Genomic DNA, 17,536 nt, shown 5'->3' on the forward strand with positions numbered 1-17,536 from the left:
ATGACTCTCCTGCATTGGCACTACCCCACAGAAATACTCGTTGGCGAAAATGCCAGTTCGCAACTGGTTTCGGTCTGCCAAACATCATCGATACAGCGACCACTGTTTGTCATCGACTCATCGCTGGCAAACACCCAAGCAATACAATCGATTCTCACTGCATGTGAAGAAGCCAGCTTAACCACCGACATATTCGATAGTTTTGAAGGAAACCCAACTGGGGAGCAGGTTGAAAGTGGTAATACTGCTTTTCTAGAAGGAAAACATGACGGCATCATTGCCATTGGTGGAGGCTCATCTCTGGATATTGGTAAAGCCATAGCCTTAGTTGCTCAGCAAAAGCAATCATTATGGGAATTTGAAGATATAGGTGATAATTGGAAACAGGCCGATTCAACCCTTATCGCTCCCGTTATCGCCCTGCCAACCACTGCTGGAACCGGCTCAGAAGTAGGAAGAGCATCGGTGATTACTGATACTCAAAGCCAATGTAAGCGCATCATATTCCACCCAAAGATGCTGCCTACGCACGTTATTTTGGATCCCACCCTTACTGTTGACCTACCAGCCCACCTCACAGCAGCAACAGGTCTGGATGCTTTGTCCCACAACCTTGAAGCGTACTGTTCGCCAAGCTACCACCCCATGGCGGAGGCCATTGCCATTGAAGGCATGCGGTTAATTAAGCTGTACCTCCCCATCGCATACACTGACGGGACCAACCTACAAGCGAGAACCCAAATGCTTATTGCCTCTTCGATGGGAGCGACCGCTTTCCAGAAAGGGCTTGGCGCAATGCATGCATTGGCTCATACGCTTGGCGCTCGCTACAACCTGCATCATGGGTTATTGAATGCTGTCTTGATGCCTTATGTATTGTGCGCCAATCGGCATTACCTTCACGAGAAAATGCAACGGCTGTCTCACTATCTTGAGCTGGAGAAAGAAGGCTTCGACGGTGTACTCGAGTGGGTACTGGGACTGCGAAAGCAGCTCCATGTTCCGCATTCATTATCTGAATTGGGCATCAACAATCAAGAACAAGAAGTCATTGCCTCTCAGGCACTAAAAGACGCCGCTGCCAGTGGAAACCCTATACACTTATCTCAGGAGCAGTATCAAGCGGTCTTTAACTTTGCCCTCAACGGCAAGCTCGATTTGTAAGGTTGAACAGGTCAGTCTGAAGATATAGGTCTGAAATTGAGGTAAGAAAATGAAGCTAGGTGTATTGCTGTGTGATGATGTCAGGCCAGAGTTACAGCCCAAGCATGGTAATTACCCAGCGATGTTCACCAACCTGTTCGCACAAGTCGACTCTAATATTGAACTGCAATTCTACCGAGTCATTGATGGCCAGTACCCACAATCATTGAACGAGTGCGACGGCTACTTAACCAGTGGCAGTCGGTACAGTGTTTATGAGCAAAATCGGTGGATAAATGTCTTCCAAGGATTTGTCCATCAACTCTTCTTTCAGCACATCCCTTTGGTGGGGATCTGCTTCGGCCATCAAATGATTGCGCAGGCACTTGCCGGAGAAGTGATGCAGTCTGATAGAGGCTGGGGAATAGGCGCAGCTCAAGCAACCCTAAATATCCCATTAACTCAGCAACCTCCTTGGCTAACTGAGCCTTCAAACAAGGTGTCCCTGTTAGTAAGCCATCAAGATCAAGTTATTCGCCCCCCGGAAAACACGACCATTCTTGCCAGCAGCGATTTCTGTCCTAGCAGCATCATGCTCGTTGATCAGCACTTCCTAGGTATTCAAGGCCACCCCGAGTTCACCCCAGAGTACCTGTACGACTTGTTAGAGCTTCGAAAAAGTATTTATCCAGCTCAGACTTACCAAATCGCTTTGGACTCACTCGATCAATCCACAGACCACCTTGAGGTCACACAGTGGATCATCCAGTTCTTTCGCTATCGGCAATTACTTAGCAATCACCATACCTTCAATAAAACCGAATAACTCCATCAAACAAAAGCCCTCGTCTGTTTTTCTCACAAGCTTACAATGATTCCAACAACGCTTGGAGATCATGGAGGCTGTTATGTATCACGCCCATATTTACTTTGATGAATGCCAAATCAACGCCGCTGAACGTCTACACGAAAAAATCGCCCAGCGCCAAGATGTTAGCCGAGTATTTCCCCTTGTGCACCGCGAAGTCGGTCCACATAGCAAACCTATGTTTGAAGTCCATTTTGCTGATAATAAACAAGGCTTTGTTGACTGGCTGGACAATGAACGAGGGGAATTATCGGTTTTGATCCATCCTGTGTCTGATGATGTGTTATCTGATCACACCACAAAAGCTATTTGGCTTGGCGCTGTACTCCCTATAAAGACGGAAATATTACTTTAAGTGCTAAACTCTGCTGCGTTATATATCCTTGCCAAAGTCATTAAACGAAACAGGATAGTTAGAATCGGAAGGGGCACGATAAGTGCTATTTCTGGGTAGCACTGTCAACGTTTTAATCGTGTTGGCCATGACCCCTGCAGGTGATAAGTTAGTGATTCGGTGAGTTAACAAATAATCTCGTAGCGCTCTTCTGCTGTTGATGGTTCCACAATAACGGAGTTGCGCTTTATCAAATAATCGAGCCATATTGTTCTCGACGGTTTTGATCGACTTACCAAGAATATTGCTTATAAACTCATTGGAAAACCCGCACATAATAAAGTAAGCATACGTTTCCTGTAGCGATGTAAAGCTTTCACATAACTTAGATGCTTTAAAATCAACTTCATGACCTTGGTTGTAATACATGCTTGGATCATTAAATGCAGAAGATAATGTAAAAATGAACCCTGTATTGAACATGCTGACATCAATACCAACGACTTTACCAGATAAATTGATGATAGGGCGTTTAGACACATAGTACGCCTTGCACCCAGAAGAAAGTTTTATGATATTGAGTGAAAAAAGGTAATCTTGGCTCTCCAGCACATGGTTATTTTGAATATCAATCACATCAGCAAAATCACTAAAATTGCACTGGATTTCTGAATTCTTTAACCCGCTTACCTGCTCGCATTTTAGACCTAGAATATCTTCATAGGATCGGTTTATCGCAGCATAGTTACCCTCACCATCATAAACGGCACACGGAAATGGGCTGGAGATATTTTTTAGCCCAACAGCATAAAGATACTGTTCATCTGTTATGTTCATTATTGTTTGTTAGATGACCGAAAATAAGATTAAATTATGCATTTTAAAAGCGACATAAGAATACCTAATGAGTATAGCTTCTCAACCAATTTGTCATATAAATTGTAAGACAATTTGACCACCTCTAATGTAATGCAAGATAGAAAGAGTAAATTAAACAAACCCTAGGCATGCATACAGGTTAATATAAATTAATTAAAAAAAGGCCTCTCGTCAGTGCCAGCCATGAGCCCACTTACAGTGCACCATCCCCATAACACTACTTATATAAAAAAACCGCCTGCAGAGCAGGCGGTTTCTAAACAACTCGAAGCAAGCGACTAAACGGTAACAACGACTTTCTTCGCCAACGACATCGCAAGGTTGTTGTCGTAGTAGGCCGCTTCGTTGATGAAATGCGGATAAGCCTCGTAATCCCCTTCCCAACAAATTTCCTGGCCGTCAAACAGCGTAAAGATTGGATCGCCATGACGCAGCACTTTGAAGTCGGCATCCTGCACGTTACGGTGAACCATACCGATTCGCTCGCCTTGCTCATTCTCAGGCAACTTAAGTGTTTCATGGTACTTGTAAGCTTCATAACTAGCAGGCAGCACTGGCAATGCATTGCGGTTATACAAGTCAACGAAGTCGAGAATATGGCCGGTCATCTCCTCCATCCAATCCAATACATCTTGGCGGATGACAGACTGAGGCTGCGGACCAATTTCAACAATGACGCCCTGTTCGGTAATTGAACTCAAAAAGCAATGCTCGTGAACAGCGACATGATCTTCAAGCACGATAACCGCATCAGGCATTTGGGCCGAGACATAGGCACCAAGCTGTCGGTTGAAGGTATCTGTCTGCAGCAAGATAAGCGATGGCCCCATATTGCTGGTCGTGTTATGCAGATCGATAATAAAATCGGTCTTGGCATTGCCTTTAGGGCCTAGCTGGGCGTTGATTGCTTTGGCCCGGCTTTGCTCGTAATTTGCCAAGTCAGGATTGATGAGATCGTCATTTCCAAACTGACGGTTCATATCACAATCAAGATAGCGCTTGTTCTCCTCAAACGCTTTTGGGTTAGCAAATACGGTTTCAACCGTAAAACTGTCTCGCTGGATCAACTGTGGTGTTTCACGCCATTTACGTAGCAGGTAAATGCCACTAAATTCATTACCGTGGGTACCGCCAACAATGGCCACTTTGTTCAATGTATTCGTCCCTGTCATTTCGGTTCAGACTCGCCTTAATCAGTATCTAAGTTACATTCACTGATACCAGCTTCAATGATACTTTTCCAGAAAAAATGCATATTTAGCCAACATTTACGGATTAAATCAGTTGCGGTCGTGTTTGAGCCAGTTTCAAATAAGCATGTAGCTGATCGTTTTTGTACTCTATGGCGGAGTGAATACTGCTGTCTTGGTTGGCAACAACCGTACTGGTATAACGATTTTCATCTTTATAAATAGTTAGCTCCAGCATGCCATTGACTAGTTGCCATTCACCCGTCGTTTTCTGGCGCCTGAACAAGGTAAACTCTTCTAGGCTACCATTTGGATGAAGAAGCAACTCTGTAGTATGGCCCGCCGTGCATGTTTTAATCCAGTGCTGCTGGGTGAGCTCTGAAAGAGAAAAGTCACGCTTGCCTGACAACCAGACTTGCAGCTCATCCTGCTCATTGCCGTCAGGGGCTGGCAACTGATTTAAATCCAGTAACCTCACCCGCTCAGATTCACGATAAAACAGCTGCAATAACTTTTGGGTTTTCAGATCAGACATCCCTATCTCCATAAAACAACGTTAGCTTTTAATGTAACGCTATTTAAAATACAGCATTAGTGTTAAACATTGATTTTGCTATACAAGTCAAAACTTAACCTTGCCACGCAGTACTTTTGTCTGGCCTCGCTGTGTTTTTTTATCCATTCGTTTTTTCTGCGAGGAGCGAGTTGGTTTGGTTTCCCGGCGTTTCTTTTGCTGTACAACAGCCGATTTAATCAGCGCCACTAGCCTTTCCAAGGCATCTTCACGATTTTGCTCTTGGGTTCGGTATTGCTGCGCTTTTATGATAATGACTCCCTCTTTGGAGATCCTGCTATCAGATAAGGCAAGCAACCGCTCTTTATAAAATGGCGGTAGTGAAGAGCGAGGAATATCAAAGCGAAGATGGATCGCCGAGGAGACTTTGTTGACATTTTGTCCACCCGCCCCTTGAGCGCGAATAGCCGTCAGTTCAACTTCCCAATCACCTAATTGAACAGAGTTAGAGATCACTATCATAAAAAAACAATCTATAAGGATTCAAAAGACAGTATACCTCTCCTTGACCTTCTTTATTCAGCCAATTTTCATTTAACCCTTCTTGATTTCTGGTCGCTTTTAGCAAATATACCCAAGTTACCTCAAGGTGCAGTCTCGCTGAACCTGCATCTTGAAGTAGCTTGAGTATATACCTTCAACACATTGAGATATGATTATCAGGCGAGTACCTGGATAGAAACCTATGGAAATTATCACTTCATTTATTGCTGATGTCGGAAACTGGATCAGACCTTGGACAGATGACATATCAACAGCAGCCGTCACTTGCCTTCTTGTTATATTTGCTGCCGATATTAATCGATTTATGAGAAAGCAATTAATCGGCACTAACTTTATCATCAGAACGATGATTTTTATTTTGATCAATGCGTTTGGCTACGGATTGTTCATTGTTACCACCGCACCATTTTTATCTGAGCAACTAAGCCAGTTGGCTAACCACTGGCTTATCACTGTCGTCATCTCAATGTTCATTGTTATTGGCATATGGGCACAACGCCATCGCCAACAAGTTTAATGAGCCTCAGTCACCGCGCCTATTACGCCGCCATTCTGAAGATGTGATACATCATCATTAGCCATAAGCCGACACCTGAAACGGCCAGAAATGAGATAACAAGTAGTTGCTTTAGTTTTGATAGAAAGCACGACATATGCATACGAACCTCCTGAGCTGCCACTGGCTTGAAATAACAAGTAAAATCAATCCTTAACAGCATATTAACCCTGAAAGTTCAGTAACTGTTAAGATACAGATCGGCTTATGGAAAAGTGGCCCAAAATGCTAAATCATTGGCGTGAAATGTAAAAAGCCCGGCAAAAGCCGGGCAATTAACATTGAAAGCTAAACTCGGCGGTACGGTAAGTAAATCGGCTCCCAGATATGCTCAGCCAGTTCATGGGCAATATCTTTGCCTGCCAGAGAGCAGTTAGGATCTTTCGCCTTCATATCATCGAGGATCCGGGTCGCCACATGCAAAGAAACTTGCTTCAAATTGCTGATTCTCGGGTACACGCAACCAGCCTCCAAATCTTCGTCGGAAACCATTTCAGCCAACGCATAGGATGCAGTAGTGAACATGTCCAGTGTCACCTTGCGGGTTTGCGACACAATTGCAGCCAAGCCAACACCCGGGAAAATAAAGACATTATTACCTTGGCCAATGCGGAATGAATGCCCATTATGCTCCACATCATCAAACGGACTACCGGTCGCCACAATTGCTTGGCCATCACTCCAGTGATAGATATCTTCCGGCAGAGCCTCGCAGTTTGCGGTTGGGTTCGATAGCGGGAAGATCATTGGCCGCTTGGTATATTCCATCATTTTCTGGATATGCTCTTCCTTGAAAGCGCCACCAATACCGCTTGTCCCGAGCAGAACCGTCACTGGGTAATTATCAATCAGCTCAGTCAATGATACTTTGCCCGTTTCAGCAACAGCCCAGCCCTCTGCAAGCGATCTTGGTTTGGCATAGCGCTTCTTGTACTCGTCCAAACCTTCACGGTCATCAAATACCAGGCCTTGAGAGTCGAGAATAAAGATTCTGTCCCGGGCGACGGCATGTGAGCAGCCTTCTTTAAGCAAGCCGGCAAAAATTTGATCGGCAACACCAACCCCACCAGCCCCCGCACCATAAACGACATAATTCTGATCGGCTAATGATTCACCTTTTATTTTGGCGGCTCCCAAAATACCAGCTAATACGACAGAGCCTGTTCCTTGGATATCATCGTTAAATGACGGCAAGAACTCTTCATAATCATTGAGGTTGTCAAAGGCATTAGACTTGCTGAAATCTTCCCATTGAAGAACTGCCTTAGGGAAATTGCGTTTAACCTGATGAACGAACTTTTTGATAAAAGCCTTATACGCTTCGCCTTTCAAACGCCGCTGTGGAACCCCCAAATACATTGGGTCATCAAGTAAATCTTGGTTATCCGTTCCGATATCCAGCGCAATCGGCAAACAATGCGCAGGATGGATCCCTGCCCCCAGGGTATACAAAGACAGCTTCCCAATGGGAATACCCATTCCTCCCACGCCTTGGTCCCCTAGCCCCAGAATACCCTGGCTATCTGTCACTACGATTATTTTGATATCTTTACCCGTAAAATGACGAGCCAGCTCATCCATATTCTCGACGTTGTCTTCGGTGATGTAGAGGCCGCGGGCTTTTTGATAACGGTGGCTGAATTCCTGACAGGCTTTACCCACGGTTGGGGTATAAATTATCGGGGTCATTTCTTCTATGTGCCGCGATAACAATGCATAAAATAAGGTTTCGTTACGGTCTTGCAGGGCACGCAAGAAGAGATATTTTTCAATGTCCGTAGAAGCATTGCGAAACCCGTCGTAGACTCGGTTCAGTTGATCTTCAAAAGTCTGGACGCGTGGTGGCAGTAAACCTTCTAACTGAAAGGCTTCCCTTTCTTCATAGGTGAATGCGGTGCTTTTATTCAAAGTACGATCATTAAGTAATTCTGTACCGGTCAAAGAGACTGGCCTGAATTCGTCACCATGCTCATCTTTCCAACGTAGGTATCTCCCTATCGTCATATATTCCTCCGTTCACATTATTATCATTGTTATTCATTGGCTCCCCTGTTCGGAAAGCCAACAAATTGTAATACTTATAAACAATGAAAAATGTGACAGTTGAAAGCTTGTATTAAATGAGTATACAGATATGGCAACAAGAGACTAATCCTAATTACCAAAGCAGCTGTCAGGCATTATTTATGTCTTACATGAAGCACATAAAAATGAATATAATCTCATTTTAAGTTTTTTTTACCATGTACTTTTTTCTAGCTTTTTCTAATATGCTCATAGACTTAGACCTTACAATTTCACGAACCAACTTCTGATCTTTCATAGCCTTTTCTCCTTACCGCAATCAACACATTTCCATATTGACTTAAATTTCAACTTTTGAATCCAATTCCTGCGTACTTGAACAAGACGCCCATTGCAATAATCACACATACAAGCAACCAGTAGGTTTTCTTTCAGATAAATCGATATTCAATATGTCACAGCCCTGATTCTATTCTTCAGGGGAATGTAAATTTACTGTCTTGTTCACGTAAGGTTTATCTACGTGGAATGCATATCTCAATTTTAATACTTATGAGTATTTCACTTTTTCACATTGATAACAGGCATTGTCCTGCCAGGATGTGTCTAAACCATACACTCATCAACGTCATGCCATTAGGCTCAATGTCAACACAAACAAATGGAACGCAGTGCATTTTAATTTGTGAAATCAAAAAAATGTCAGCATGAGTGACAAAAGTCATGAAATACAAATATGAAAAAGCCTCACCAAATGATGAGGCTTTGTTAGTGGCCATCGTCATCTATTTATTTCAGTGAGCGGCCCTGCGTTGCAATCACTTCCTGGTACCAACTGAAGCTCTTCTTGCGCTTACGCTCTAATGTTCCTGTGCCGTCATCGTGGCGGTCGACATAGATAAAACCATAACGCTTGCTCATTTCAGCCGTCGAGTTTGCAACAAGGTCGATTGGCCCCCAACTGGTGAATCCCATCAGCTCGACACCATCCAAGAGGGCTTCTCGCGCTTGTACCAAGTGATCATTGAGGTATTGGATCCGGTAATCATCATGGATCTCACCGTTCTTATCAATTTCATCCCGGGCCCCTAAGCCATTTTCAACAATGAACAGCGGTTTCTGGTATCGGTCATACAAGAAGTTCAGCAGGATACGCAGCCCCTTAGGGTCAATGAGCCACCCCCACTGGCTTTTTTCTAGATAAGGGTTTGGCACACTATCGACAATGTTGCCGACTTCTTTTTGCTTAGGATCAGCACTGGCACACCCGCTGGCGTAATAGCTAAATGAGATGAAGTCGACGGAAGCCTGAGAAATGGCTTCAAGGTCGCCCTCCTCCATCGCGATTTCAATGTTATTTTCACGGAAGTAGCGCAGCATATAACCGGGGTATTTACCCCGGGTTTGCACATCCCCAAAGAACAGCCACTTGTTATTCTCATGCATGGCGGCAATCACATCATCCGGATTGCAGGTATACGGGTAATTAATCGCGCCAAGCAACATATTGCCAATTTTGCCATCAGGAATGATTTGCTGACACAATTTCACGGCTTTAGCATTGGCAACGAGTTGATGGTGGATGGCCTGATAAATAGCCTGCTCAGTGGCATCTTCATGCAACCCCACCCCAGTGAACGGCGCATGCAGTGACATATTGATTTCATTGAAAGTCAGCCACAATTTCACTTTGTCCTTATAGCGCTGGAAAACCGTACGTACGTAACGTTCAAAGAACTTAATCAGTTTACGGTCAGCCCAACCACCGTAGTTTTCCACCAGTGCATAAGGCATTTCATAGTGGGAAAGCGTTACGAACGGTGTGATGTCGTGCTTGGCAAGTTCGTCAAAAATTCGATCATAGTAGGCCAAGCCTGCTTCATTAGGCTCTTTTTCATCACCGTTAGGGAAAATTCGGCTCCAGGCAATAGACAGGCGTAGGCAGTTGAATCCCATCTCCTTGAACAGGGAAATATCGTCCGGGTAACGGTGATAGAAGTCGATTGCCACATCCTTGATACCCGCAGTACGCGCTTCCCGGGTTTGATGAGGGCTCAAAATACCAGAGGGAAGCATGTCCGACGTCGATAGTCCTTTGCCATCAAGATCATAAGCGCCTTCAACCTGGTTGGCAGCAATTGCCCCACCCCATAGAAAATCTTTCGGAAACTGCGTCATAGAAACCTCTATTTAAACATTACTTTCAACTGAAATCATACCCGCTCCGACACTTAGGTATAGAACCAGTATCTTCAAATATAAGGAAAAGAAAAAGAGTTCCTTTTGCCTATAATATTTCCTCAAATCAGAAAAATCTCGGTAATTATTCGCACCCACCTCTCCCAGGCATTAAAATAAGGAAGTTTTTTAACCTTATTGTTCCTGATTTGAAGTAAAGTTGATGAAAGACCAAAGAGCATTTCAGTATTACTCTAGATTGTTGTCGTTCGACAGTAAGCAAGACATTCTGGTGTCGCTTGCGGAAGTCGCGGAAGTGTTGTGCACCACACCAAGGCACAGCCGGACGCTGCTACAAGCATTGCAGGAACGAGGATGGTTAAGTTGGACACCAAAGGTAGGCCGCAACCAACGCTCGGTGTTACAGCTCCATTATTCACTCAATGAGCTCCAGCAGGAACTCGCCAAAGATTTGATTGCAAATGGGCAATATGAAAAAGCCATGGATTTGGTGCAAGGTGACCAAAGCCGGTTCAGCGCCTTACTGCAACAAACCTCAGGGGCTACCCTTCGTGAAGGCCAGCTTCATATCCAACTCACCTACCCGCGTTTTTCAGCCACTTGTTGCCGCATAAGCCCCTACGCAACAGTGAACGTTTTTTAGTCAGGCAGGTATATACGTGCCTGACGACATGCGATAAAACCGGGTACGTTCAGCCTCAACTTGCCCATCACTGGCAGTGCAACGAGGAGGCAACGCAATGGCGATTTTATATCCGGCCTCAATTACAATTTCATTCCAACACACCGATTAATGCCGAGCTGATTAGTGAGTTATTTATCAAATTGCAGAGTTTGCCGGAATACCAACAAGAGCTATCGCACGTACTAAAAGTGACGGCTTCACATCAATCTGTCACCTTCGAGCTAAACACGCCGGATCTTGGCTTTGCTGCATTACTTTCAGATTTGCGCTATTCCATTCAACCGCCAGCGCAACTCCATAAAGGGTCAAAAATAACTGTCGATGGCTGTGGCCCCTTTCAGGTTATCGAGCAATCAGACAAGCGCCTTCGTCTCCAAGCATTCGATCACTACTTCTCGCATCGCTCTTTAACCGATACGGTCACTATTTGGCAATTTGCACATACCCCAAGTGAGCGGATCCAATTTGGACGTAGCGAACTTAATGATCCCGGCAACATACAACCGCCCCCTAAACAATTATTGGAAACGGTTGGTACAGAGGAAAACAGCACGCAATCACGCATCGAAAACGGGTGTGTGTTTTTACTGTTTAATATGAATAGCGGCGAAAAACCTCTAAACAGCATCCAGAGAAAATACCTGAGTAAGGTTCTCTCTCCGGAACTGGTATTAGCACAAGACGGCTTATCAGAGTTACTGTTGGCCTCACAGCCAGCCTATAGCTTGTTGCCAAGCTGGACCAACATTCAACCGCTGCAAGGAGAAGGAGCGGATCTTCCATGCCAGATTGATATCGCCGCCTATGACCATACGGTCATCCTCGATTGTGCTAAAGCACTGAGCGATAAACTAAACCGTATGGGCATCGCCAGTAAGGTTAATGTCTACCCTTTTGCCAAGTTCCATGAACGCGCAGCGCTAGGAGAGCTAGAAGAGAGCATCATCATAGCCAGTTTAAATGTTGACGATAACCTTCCGATTTCCGTTTTCCGTTGGTTCTACTCCAATACCATCTTGCACAGTGGTTTATCCTCCGAGGCGAAAAACTGGCTTCACCAACAATTGAACCTTATCCGCGAGCGGAGCGAAGTTAAAGACTATCTAGAACAGCTGGAATCAATCGGCACAACCATGCAGTACGAAAACTGGTTAGTACCGTTAATCCATCATCGGCAAACCCTACGCTGGCAAGGGGTCCTACAAGGGGTCTCAATGACCGACTGGGCTTGGCCGGATTTAAAGAATGTCTGGTCGGATGAAGAGTAAGTAAAACAGGCGAACTTTATGCTCGCCTGCTATTAATAATGCTTGCCGGACTAGTTGGCAAAACTGCTCAAATCAATATCATAACGTTCGAGTACTTCCTGCAACTGTAACTTCTTCTGCCCGGCAGATACCGCCATTACCTTGGCTGTCACATCAGACACTTCACCTTGGGTGATCCCTGCTCGTTTTGCCTGCTTTAGATAATAGTTAGTACATGGTAAGCAGTTCATTGCCATTGCAGCAGCAAGCCCTACCAATAGCTCCGTTTTTGTATCCAAGTGTTCATTATTATGCGTCGAACTATAAAACGCACCATAAGCTTCTTGGTGTTTTCCTAGCATTCATCTCTCCTTGATAGTCGCTACCTTTTTCAATCATTCTGTTCAAACTATCATGGCGTAGATACTAGGATATGGATCTAAATCATTTAATGACTATGATTATTTTCCGGCCTGCTCATGATGCTGGGTAAGCTGCTTATATAGCGTATCTTTCAGCACCATACGCTGGTGTTTCAAGTCATTCATACTAGAGTCTTCAATCGGGCTACCAGAGATTTCCAACTGGCGAATATTGTAATCAAGTTCGTGGTAACGCTGCAGGTCAGCTTTGAACCTTGGATCATCGTGATTAAGTTGCACAATATCTAATTTGAGTTCTGGAAAATCTAAAATAAACGCATGGTTTTCATTTAGCATTGGCATTCCCTCATTAGTCAGATCAACACCTAGTATAGAGTCAGTTGCTTTGAAAAACTGTGCTATATCACGACATCCTGCCCCAAAGCATGGCTCTCTGCTCTTGTTAACCGGCTTCCAGAAGAATATTTCCGGCAGTATTGAGGTAATGATATTGATGGCAAAGATAACAGCCGATGCTTAACAAGTACGTCGGCTGTTATTTGTGATCAACAGAGTTATCATTGAGCTAGGCGCACTCTGTATCTAGTGACTTCAGTACTTCCCTATCGTTATCAACCCGTTTGATCCAACCATCGGCCTCCATACGGTTCAGGAGTGGGATCATATATTTTCGGGATAACCCTGTTCGCTCCCTTGCCTCTGATATTGCGAAACGCTCCCCTTCCCGCCGATGAAGGAGTAAGTCTTGAACCAAACCTTCATAAATTGATGCGAGGTAATAAATTTTCCCTTCCATCGGCACTGCAAATCCAAGCCTGACAAGGTTTCTTAGCTCCTTCTGGGCTCCTGGGATTTTTTCTTTATCCGCTTCGTAACCCTGCTTACCGGCTTGCTCCATATGCTCAAGGATCTTCTTGGCGGTCGGCGACAACTGGGCTTCATTCTGCCCACTACCTAGTGAATAAAGCTCATTGCATTGCCGCAGCTTGCCTTCTCGCACCAACTCATCAAGCACAGCCGATAATGGAGCTACTGCCATTTGTAATTTGCCGCTAAGTTCAATGGCCGACAGATCAATTTGGCCTTGCTTTAAAATCGTCTTAATCTGCTGATAGTTTTGGCCATAGCACTCCTCGGTAAACAGCCACTCACCACACACCTTATATTCTGACTCATCCAGCGATTGTTCACCCCGTTTGGCAAAGCCATAGAGGGACATATTGATTGTGACGTAATCTTCCCATGCCGGATACTGTGGCATTGCCATTAGAAGCTCATAGAGTTTATTGCGATGATTTTTGGCTACGGCACCCGACCAAACAATGGCTCCGCAGTTAAGGATACGGCTACCGCCATGTTGGATCAGCAAGGCTCGCTGATTCCAGAAGCAACTTGCAGGCTGTTTCAAGCGGAGCCTTGCAAGGTTGGTTCCTTTGAAAACAAATATTTTGGCGAGCGTATTGAAGGTCCCAAAGGCGACTTCTACTTCGCTGTTATTTCTGCACTGCCTTCCAGGTGAAGAGCTTTCAAAAAGCTGGCTATCTAAGCGGATAATCAGTTCATCGGTGACAAACGGCGTCTCTTTGCGGCTAGTCAAACAAAAGCCACGCTCAACCTCTTTCTTCTTAATGCCCTTGAGGCCAATTGCCACACGCGACACCGGCTTGGCCAATTCAATATTCTGATGGTATGACTGCAAACTTTTTACTTGCACCTCACGCCCACCAGGCTGCATGTATAGCTTTTGGCCAACAGCAAATTCCCCGCCGCAAAGGCTCCCGGTCACCGTGGTGCCAACGCCATTAACCGTAAATACACGATCAATGTATAAGTGGCCATAACGTTCGCTATCCACACGCTCTTCATCTACTGTTTTATCAAGCTTCTGGCAGATATGCTGACGCAGCCCATTTATCCCTTTTTCCTGATGGGCTGACACCGTTATCGAATCGGGAATAAAGCCTGCAATATCGAGAAACTGCTCCAGCGATTCCTCTTCGACCAAGGCCAACATATCCTCATCGACCAAATCAGATTTGGTGATCACCAAAGTGACATTCTCAATGCCCATCGAGGCTATCACCTTTAGGTGATCAGTCGACATCGGCATCCAGCCTTCATCGGCTGCCACCACAAACAACACCATATCGAGGCTCCATACCCCGGCGACCATATTGCGAATAAAGCGTTCATGACCCGGGACATCAATAACCCCAACCGGCTCACCATTCTGGTGTTTAAAATAAGCAAAGCCCAAATCAATGGTCATGCCTCGCTTTTTTTCCTGCGGTAAATGCGCTGTGTCTATCCCAGTAAGGACTTTAATCAAAGCAGATTTACCGTGATCAACGTGTCCTGCCGTGCCAACAACATAACTCATAGCAACACCTCCGCCAGCTGGCTACGCAAATAGGGTATTTCGGACGCATCTACCGTTGCCATATTGAGCTGAACCTTGTCACGCTTGATCACCCCAATGACTGGCAGCGGCCATTGTCTCATCACGGCTAAAAGTTTCTCTGGTGAGCGCTGGTAAGCTGGCTGGCTAGGGTTGATCTGCACCGACCATGAGGGAGCATCCTGATCTGGCAGCGATCCTCCCCCCACTGTCATCTCCGACTGAACTACCGTAATGTGGTCGTTAAAGCCATCGGCAAGCGCCTGTGCGCTTTGCTCCAGCAACGGAAGGGCAATATGGCTTTTGGTTTGCGCGACACCTCTCCCCTCCGGCTGCTGATTGAGCTTTCTCACCACCAACTCTTCAAGCAATGAATACACAATACGGCTAGGGCGAAAAGCACGCATCATAGGGTTTTTCTCAAGCTGTTTTATCAAAGTATCCTTACCTGAAATCATGCCTGCCTGTGGCCCGCCGAGGATCTTATCACCCGAGTAACACACCAAGTCAGCCCCTGAGTCGATATAACTGGCTACGGTCGGTTCATCCGGCATGTGCTCGGTTGTTGTCCCAGACCCTTGATCAACGGCCAGGATCACATGCTCTGGCAGTGCACTTGCCAGCTCTTTGACATCGGGAGATTCTGTAAACCCCCGGATCTTGAAATTAGAGGTATGCACAATCAACACCATCGCCGTCTGATCGGTAATGGCATCAAGGTAATCTTGTGTGGTAGTGATATTGGTCGTACCTACTTCCACCAGCTTGGCGCCAGATAAAGCAAGAATATCCGGGATCCTAAAACCACCACCGATCTGGATTTGCTCACCGCGAGATACAATCACCTCTTTCCCCTTGGCGAGTTCGTGCAGCAGCAAATAGATAGATGAGGCATTGTTATTCACAACCAGCGTGTTCTCAGCTTTAGTGAGATATTGCATCAATTGCTGTAGCAGACCTTTGCGCTTCCCTCGCTTGCCTGTATTCAGGTCTATTTCCAAATTACTGTAATGGGTATTCACCTCAGTGACCTGCTGCCAGAGTTCAGCATTTATTGGCGAGCGTCCCAAGTTGGTATGAACAATGACCCCAGTACCATTTACAACCCGCTGCAGACGCTGTTGGTTCAATAACCAACATCCCTGCTCAATGTTGTGATACAGCTGCTCAAGCGAAAAAGGATGGTTTTCAGGATCTTGCAGGTGTTGCTTTTTATAACTAGCAACTTGCTCACGGACAACATCGGCCACTACAGGGCGGCTCAAGCGCTCGATGAAGGGTGCCAAGAAAGCTTGCTGGAGGATTTTTTCAATTTGTGGAATTGACGATAAGGTGCTTATTGCCATGATAAAGCCCCGATAGTTAAAAATAAAACCGTCAGACCTAATATGCTAACAGTTATGAATTAAGTAGGGCTTGGAAAAAGTCAGGGACAATAATAAATGGAGACTTGATATAGAATCAGTGGTATTAAAATGCCGCTGTCATTTTCACCCCTGAATAAAACAAACGAAAAATCGATGTTTTATAATTTCGATTGTTTAGAAATGAGTTGGCGGAAGGAGCAGGAATCGAACCTGCCAAAGCCTATTCAGCTCACGTCGGTTTTGAAGACCGGGAGGGCCACCAGACCCCATCCACTTCCGCGTTTCGATGCATTCAATATACTCATAATAATCATTGAGTTAAACCCTGAATTAGCTGTTGTGTGAGCTTACAGGCAAAGTGAAAACAATATGCAACAAAATGTATTCAACTGTGCGTTAGCTAACATTATTCCGCTTCTGTATAATTCCCTACTTTAAGGTATTATCATTTTTAAATACAGAACAATTACAGCCAATTAACATTATCCATATTTTAACTTATCTGAACGATTAGATTTCTTTTAGCACTCAATTTTTCGCAAAAAATATCCAGCAAGATCAAATTTGTGCGTTGAAAATACACCTATAATACGGAGGTATATTAAAACAATAATGGACAAGAACGTGAGATACGACAGACTAGAAATTATCAGCAACAACTTAAGCCTTGCGACCCTATCCCCCCACGTAACCATTACACACCGGGATCATATTCTGGATGTACTGACGTCAGTGCGAGACAAAATTCACCTTGGTGCACGATTAGTCTCGCATCCTCTCGCGGGTAGCGTTAAACCGCACGAAACGCCGTACCGAAGTATTGTGTTGCTTAATCAACAAGAGGGCTTGGACATGGAGTCGCTCAATACGATTGAGCAAGCAATCGAACGCTACCAAATCCTGTGTCAGCCCAATCCAAGTCATATGACATTAACTGCCGCAGACATTCATCGCCTATTTCCTGAGAAGCAAAACCGCGACTTCCAGTTCATCGACATGCAACTCATCAAATCAAGCTTAAGCGCAATGGGAATTCGTTTTGCTGAATACCAAGCTGCTGTTGTCTAACTCTCCGTACAAAACTTGAGGCTGTTAACGTACGCAGCCTCAATGCTCATGGATGCTTTCTTCTTCTAAAGCCGTCTCAAAAATGAGATGCGAGTAAAATCCTAACGGTCTACTGA

The 17,536-nt window shown here is 45.0% G+C and carries 17 protein-coding genes and 1 tRNA gene; 7 read left to right on the plus strand and 11 right to left on the minus strand.

What is annotated here, in order from left to right:
* The 3 genes from R2X38_RS02810 to R2X38_RS02820 all read left to right on the plus strand — a co-directional run bounded on the left by R2X38_RS02810 (window position 1) and on the right by R2X38_RS02820 (window position 2,366).
* Window positions 1–1,164: an iron-containing alcohol dehydrogenase gene (locus R2X38_RS02810; protein ID WP_317520534.1), complete on the plus strand. Its 1,164-nt coding sequence runs from the start codon at window positions 1–3 to the stop codon at window positions 1,162–1,164.
* 49 nt (window positions 1,165–1,213) lie between these two features.
* Window positions 1,214–1,969 (plus strand): glutamine amidotransferase-related protein, encoded by a 756-nt coding sequence (locus tag R2X38_RS02815; protein WP_317520536.1) that lies wholly within the window; start codon window positions 1,214–1,216, stop codon window positions 1,967–1,969.
* Between the two features lie 82 nt (window positions 1,970–2,051).
* Entirely contained in the window at window positions 2,052–2,366 is a 315-nt protein-coding gene (locus R2X38_RS02820; protein ID WP_317520537.1) for a DOPA 4,5-dioxygenase family protein, read from the plus strand.
* Between the two features lie 18 nt (window positions 2,367–2,384).
* Here the strand turns inward: R2X38_RS02820 and R2X38_RS02825 are convergent, their stop codons facing one another.
* The 4 genes from R2X38_RS02825 to arfB form a co-directional block, all read right to left on the minus strand.
* Window positions 2,385–3,182: a PAS domain-containing protein gene (locus tag R2X38_RS02825; protein ID WP_317520539.1), complete on the minus strand. Its 798-nt coding sequence runs from the start codon at window positions 3,180–3,182 to the stop codon at window positions 2,385–2,387.
* Window positions 3,183–3,502: 320 nt separating this feature from the next.
* The gene (locus tag R2X38_RS02830) at window positions 3,503–4,396 is read right to left on the minus strand and encodes an aspartoacylase (protein ID WP_317520540.1); all 894 of its coding nucleotides are present in this window, start codon (window positions 4,394–4,396) and stop codon (window positions 3,503–3,505) included.
* Window positions 4,397–4,499: 103 nt separating this feature from the next.
* Window positions 4,500–4,949: a hypothetical protein gene (locus R2X38_RS02835; protein ID WP_317520541.1), complete on the minus strand. Its 450-nt coding sequence runs from the start codon at window positions 4,947–4,949 to the stop codon at window positions 4,500–4,502.
* 87 nt (window positions 4,950–5,036) lie between these two features.
* The gene (gene arfB, locus R2X38_RS02840) at window positions 5,037–5,450 is read right to left on the minus strand and encodes an alternative ribosome rescue aminoacyl-tRNA hydrolase ArfB (RefSeq protein ID WP_317520542.1); all 414 of its coding nucleotides are present in this window, start codon (window positions 5,448–5,450) and stop codon (window positions 5,037–5,039) included.
* Window positions 5,451–5,673: 223 nt separating this feature from the next.
* Here arfB and R2X38_RS02845 point away from each other — a divergent pair, with 223 nt between their 5' ends.
* Complete coding sequence (locus R2X38_RS02845; RefSeq protein ID WP_317520543.1) at window positions 5,674–6,009, plus strand: DUF3392 domain-containing protein; 336 nt, start codon at window positions 5,674–5,676, stop codon at window positions 6,007–6,009.
* A 327-nt stretch (window positions 6,010–6,336) separates the two neighbouring features.
* On the opposite strand, the gene R2X38_RS02850 is transcribed toward R2X38_RS02845, so the two are convergent.
* Both R2X38_RS02850 and R2X38_RS02855 read right to left on the minus strand, forming a co-directional pair.
* Window positions 6,337–8,052, minus strand: coding sequence for an NAD-dependent malic enzyme (locus tag R2X38_RS02850; RefSeq protein WP_317520544.1), 1,716 nt, complete (start codon window positions 8,050–8,052; stop codon window positions 6,337–6,339).
* Between the two features lie 810 nt (window positions 8,053–8,862).
* A complete protein-coding gene (locus R2X38_RS02855; RefSeq protein WP_317520545.1) occupies window positions 8,863–10,251 on the minus strand; it encodes a 6-phospho-beta-glucosidase in 1,389 nt (462 codons plus the stop codon).
* A gap of 223 nt (window positions 10,252–10,474) precedes the next feature.
* On the opposite strand from R2X38_RS02855, the gene R2X38_RS02860 reads away from it, so the two are divergent.
* Both R2X38_RS02860 and R2X38_RS02865 read left to right on the plus strand, forming a co-directional pair.
* Window positions 10,475–10,915, plus strand: coding sequence for an SgrR family transcriptional regulator (locus tag R2X38_RS02860; protein WP_317520546.1), 441 nt, complete (start codon window positions 10,475–10,477; stop codon window positions 10,913–10,915).
* Window positions 10,876–12,225, plus strand: coding sequence for an ABC transporter substrate-binding protein (locus R2X38_RS02865; RefSeq protein ID WP_317520902.1), 1,350 nt, complete (start codon window positions 10,876–10,878; stop codon window positions 12,223–12,225). Before R2X38_RS02860 ends, R2X38_RS02865 begins: the two co-directional genes overlap by 40 nt.
* Window positions 12,226–12,275: 50 nt before the next feature.
* Here R2X38_RS02865 and R2X38_RS02870 read toward each other — a convergent pair whose 3' ends face one another.
* From R2X38_RS02870 to R2X38_RS02890, 5 genes are all read right to left on the minus strand, one after another.
* A complete protein-coding gene (locus R2X38_RS02870) occupies window positions 12,276–12,566 on the minus strand; it encodes a carboxymuconolactone decarboxylase family protein (RefSeq protein WP_317520547.1) in 291 nt (96 codons plus the stop codon).
* Between the two features lie 99 nt (window positions 12,567–12,665).
* Window positions 12,666–12,923, minus strand: a complete 258-nt coding sequence (locus R2X38_RS02875; protein ID WP_317520548.1) for a YdcH family protein — start codon at window positions 12,921–12,923, stop codon at window positions 12,666–12,668.
* 229 nt (window positions 12,924–13,152) lie between these two features.
* Window positions 13,153–14,967 (minus strand): selenocysteine-specific translation elongation factor, encoded by a 1,815-nt coding sequence (gene selB / locus R2X38_RS02880; protein WP_317520549.1) that lies wholly within the window; start codon window positions 14,965–14,967, stop codon window positions 13,153–13,155.
* The gene (gene selA / locus R2X38_RS02885; protein WP_317520550.1) at window positions 14,964–16,331 is read right to left on the minus strand and encodes an L-seryl-tRNA(Sec) selenium transferase; all 1,368 of its coding nucleotides are present in this window, start codon (window positions 16,329–16,331) and stop codon (window positions 14,964–14,966) included. The genes selB and selA overlap by 4 nt, the downstream gene beginning before the upstream one ends.
* A 207-nt stretch (window positions 16,332–16,538) precedes the next feature.
* A tRNA-Sec gene (locus R2X38_RS02890) sits at window positions 16,539–16,630 on the minus strand.
* 346 nt (window positions 16,631–16,976) lie between these two features.
* On the opposite strand from R2X38_RS02890, the gene R2X38_RS02895 reads away from it, so the two are divergent.
* Complete coding sequence (locus tag R2X38_RS02895; RefSeq protein WP_317520551.1) at window positions 16,977–17,420, plus strand: GrdX family protein; 444 nt, start codon at window positions 16,977–16,979, stop codon at window positions 17,418–17,420.
* Window positions 17,421–17,536 lie beyond the last annotated feature (116 nt).

It is taken from the genome of Photobacterium rosenbergii, from assembly GCF_033022775.1.
Classification (GTDB): domain Bacteria; phylum Pseudomonadota; class Gammaproteobacteria; order Enterobacterales; family Vibrionaceae; genus Photobacterium; species Photobacterium rosenbergii_A.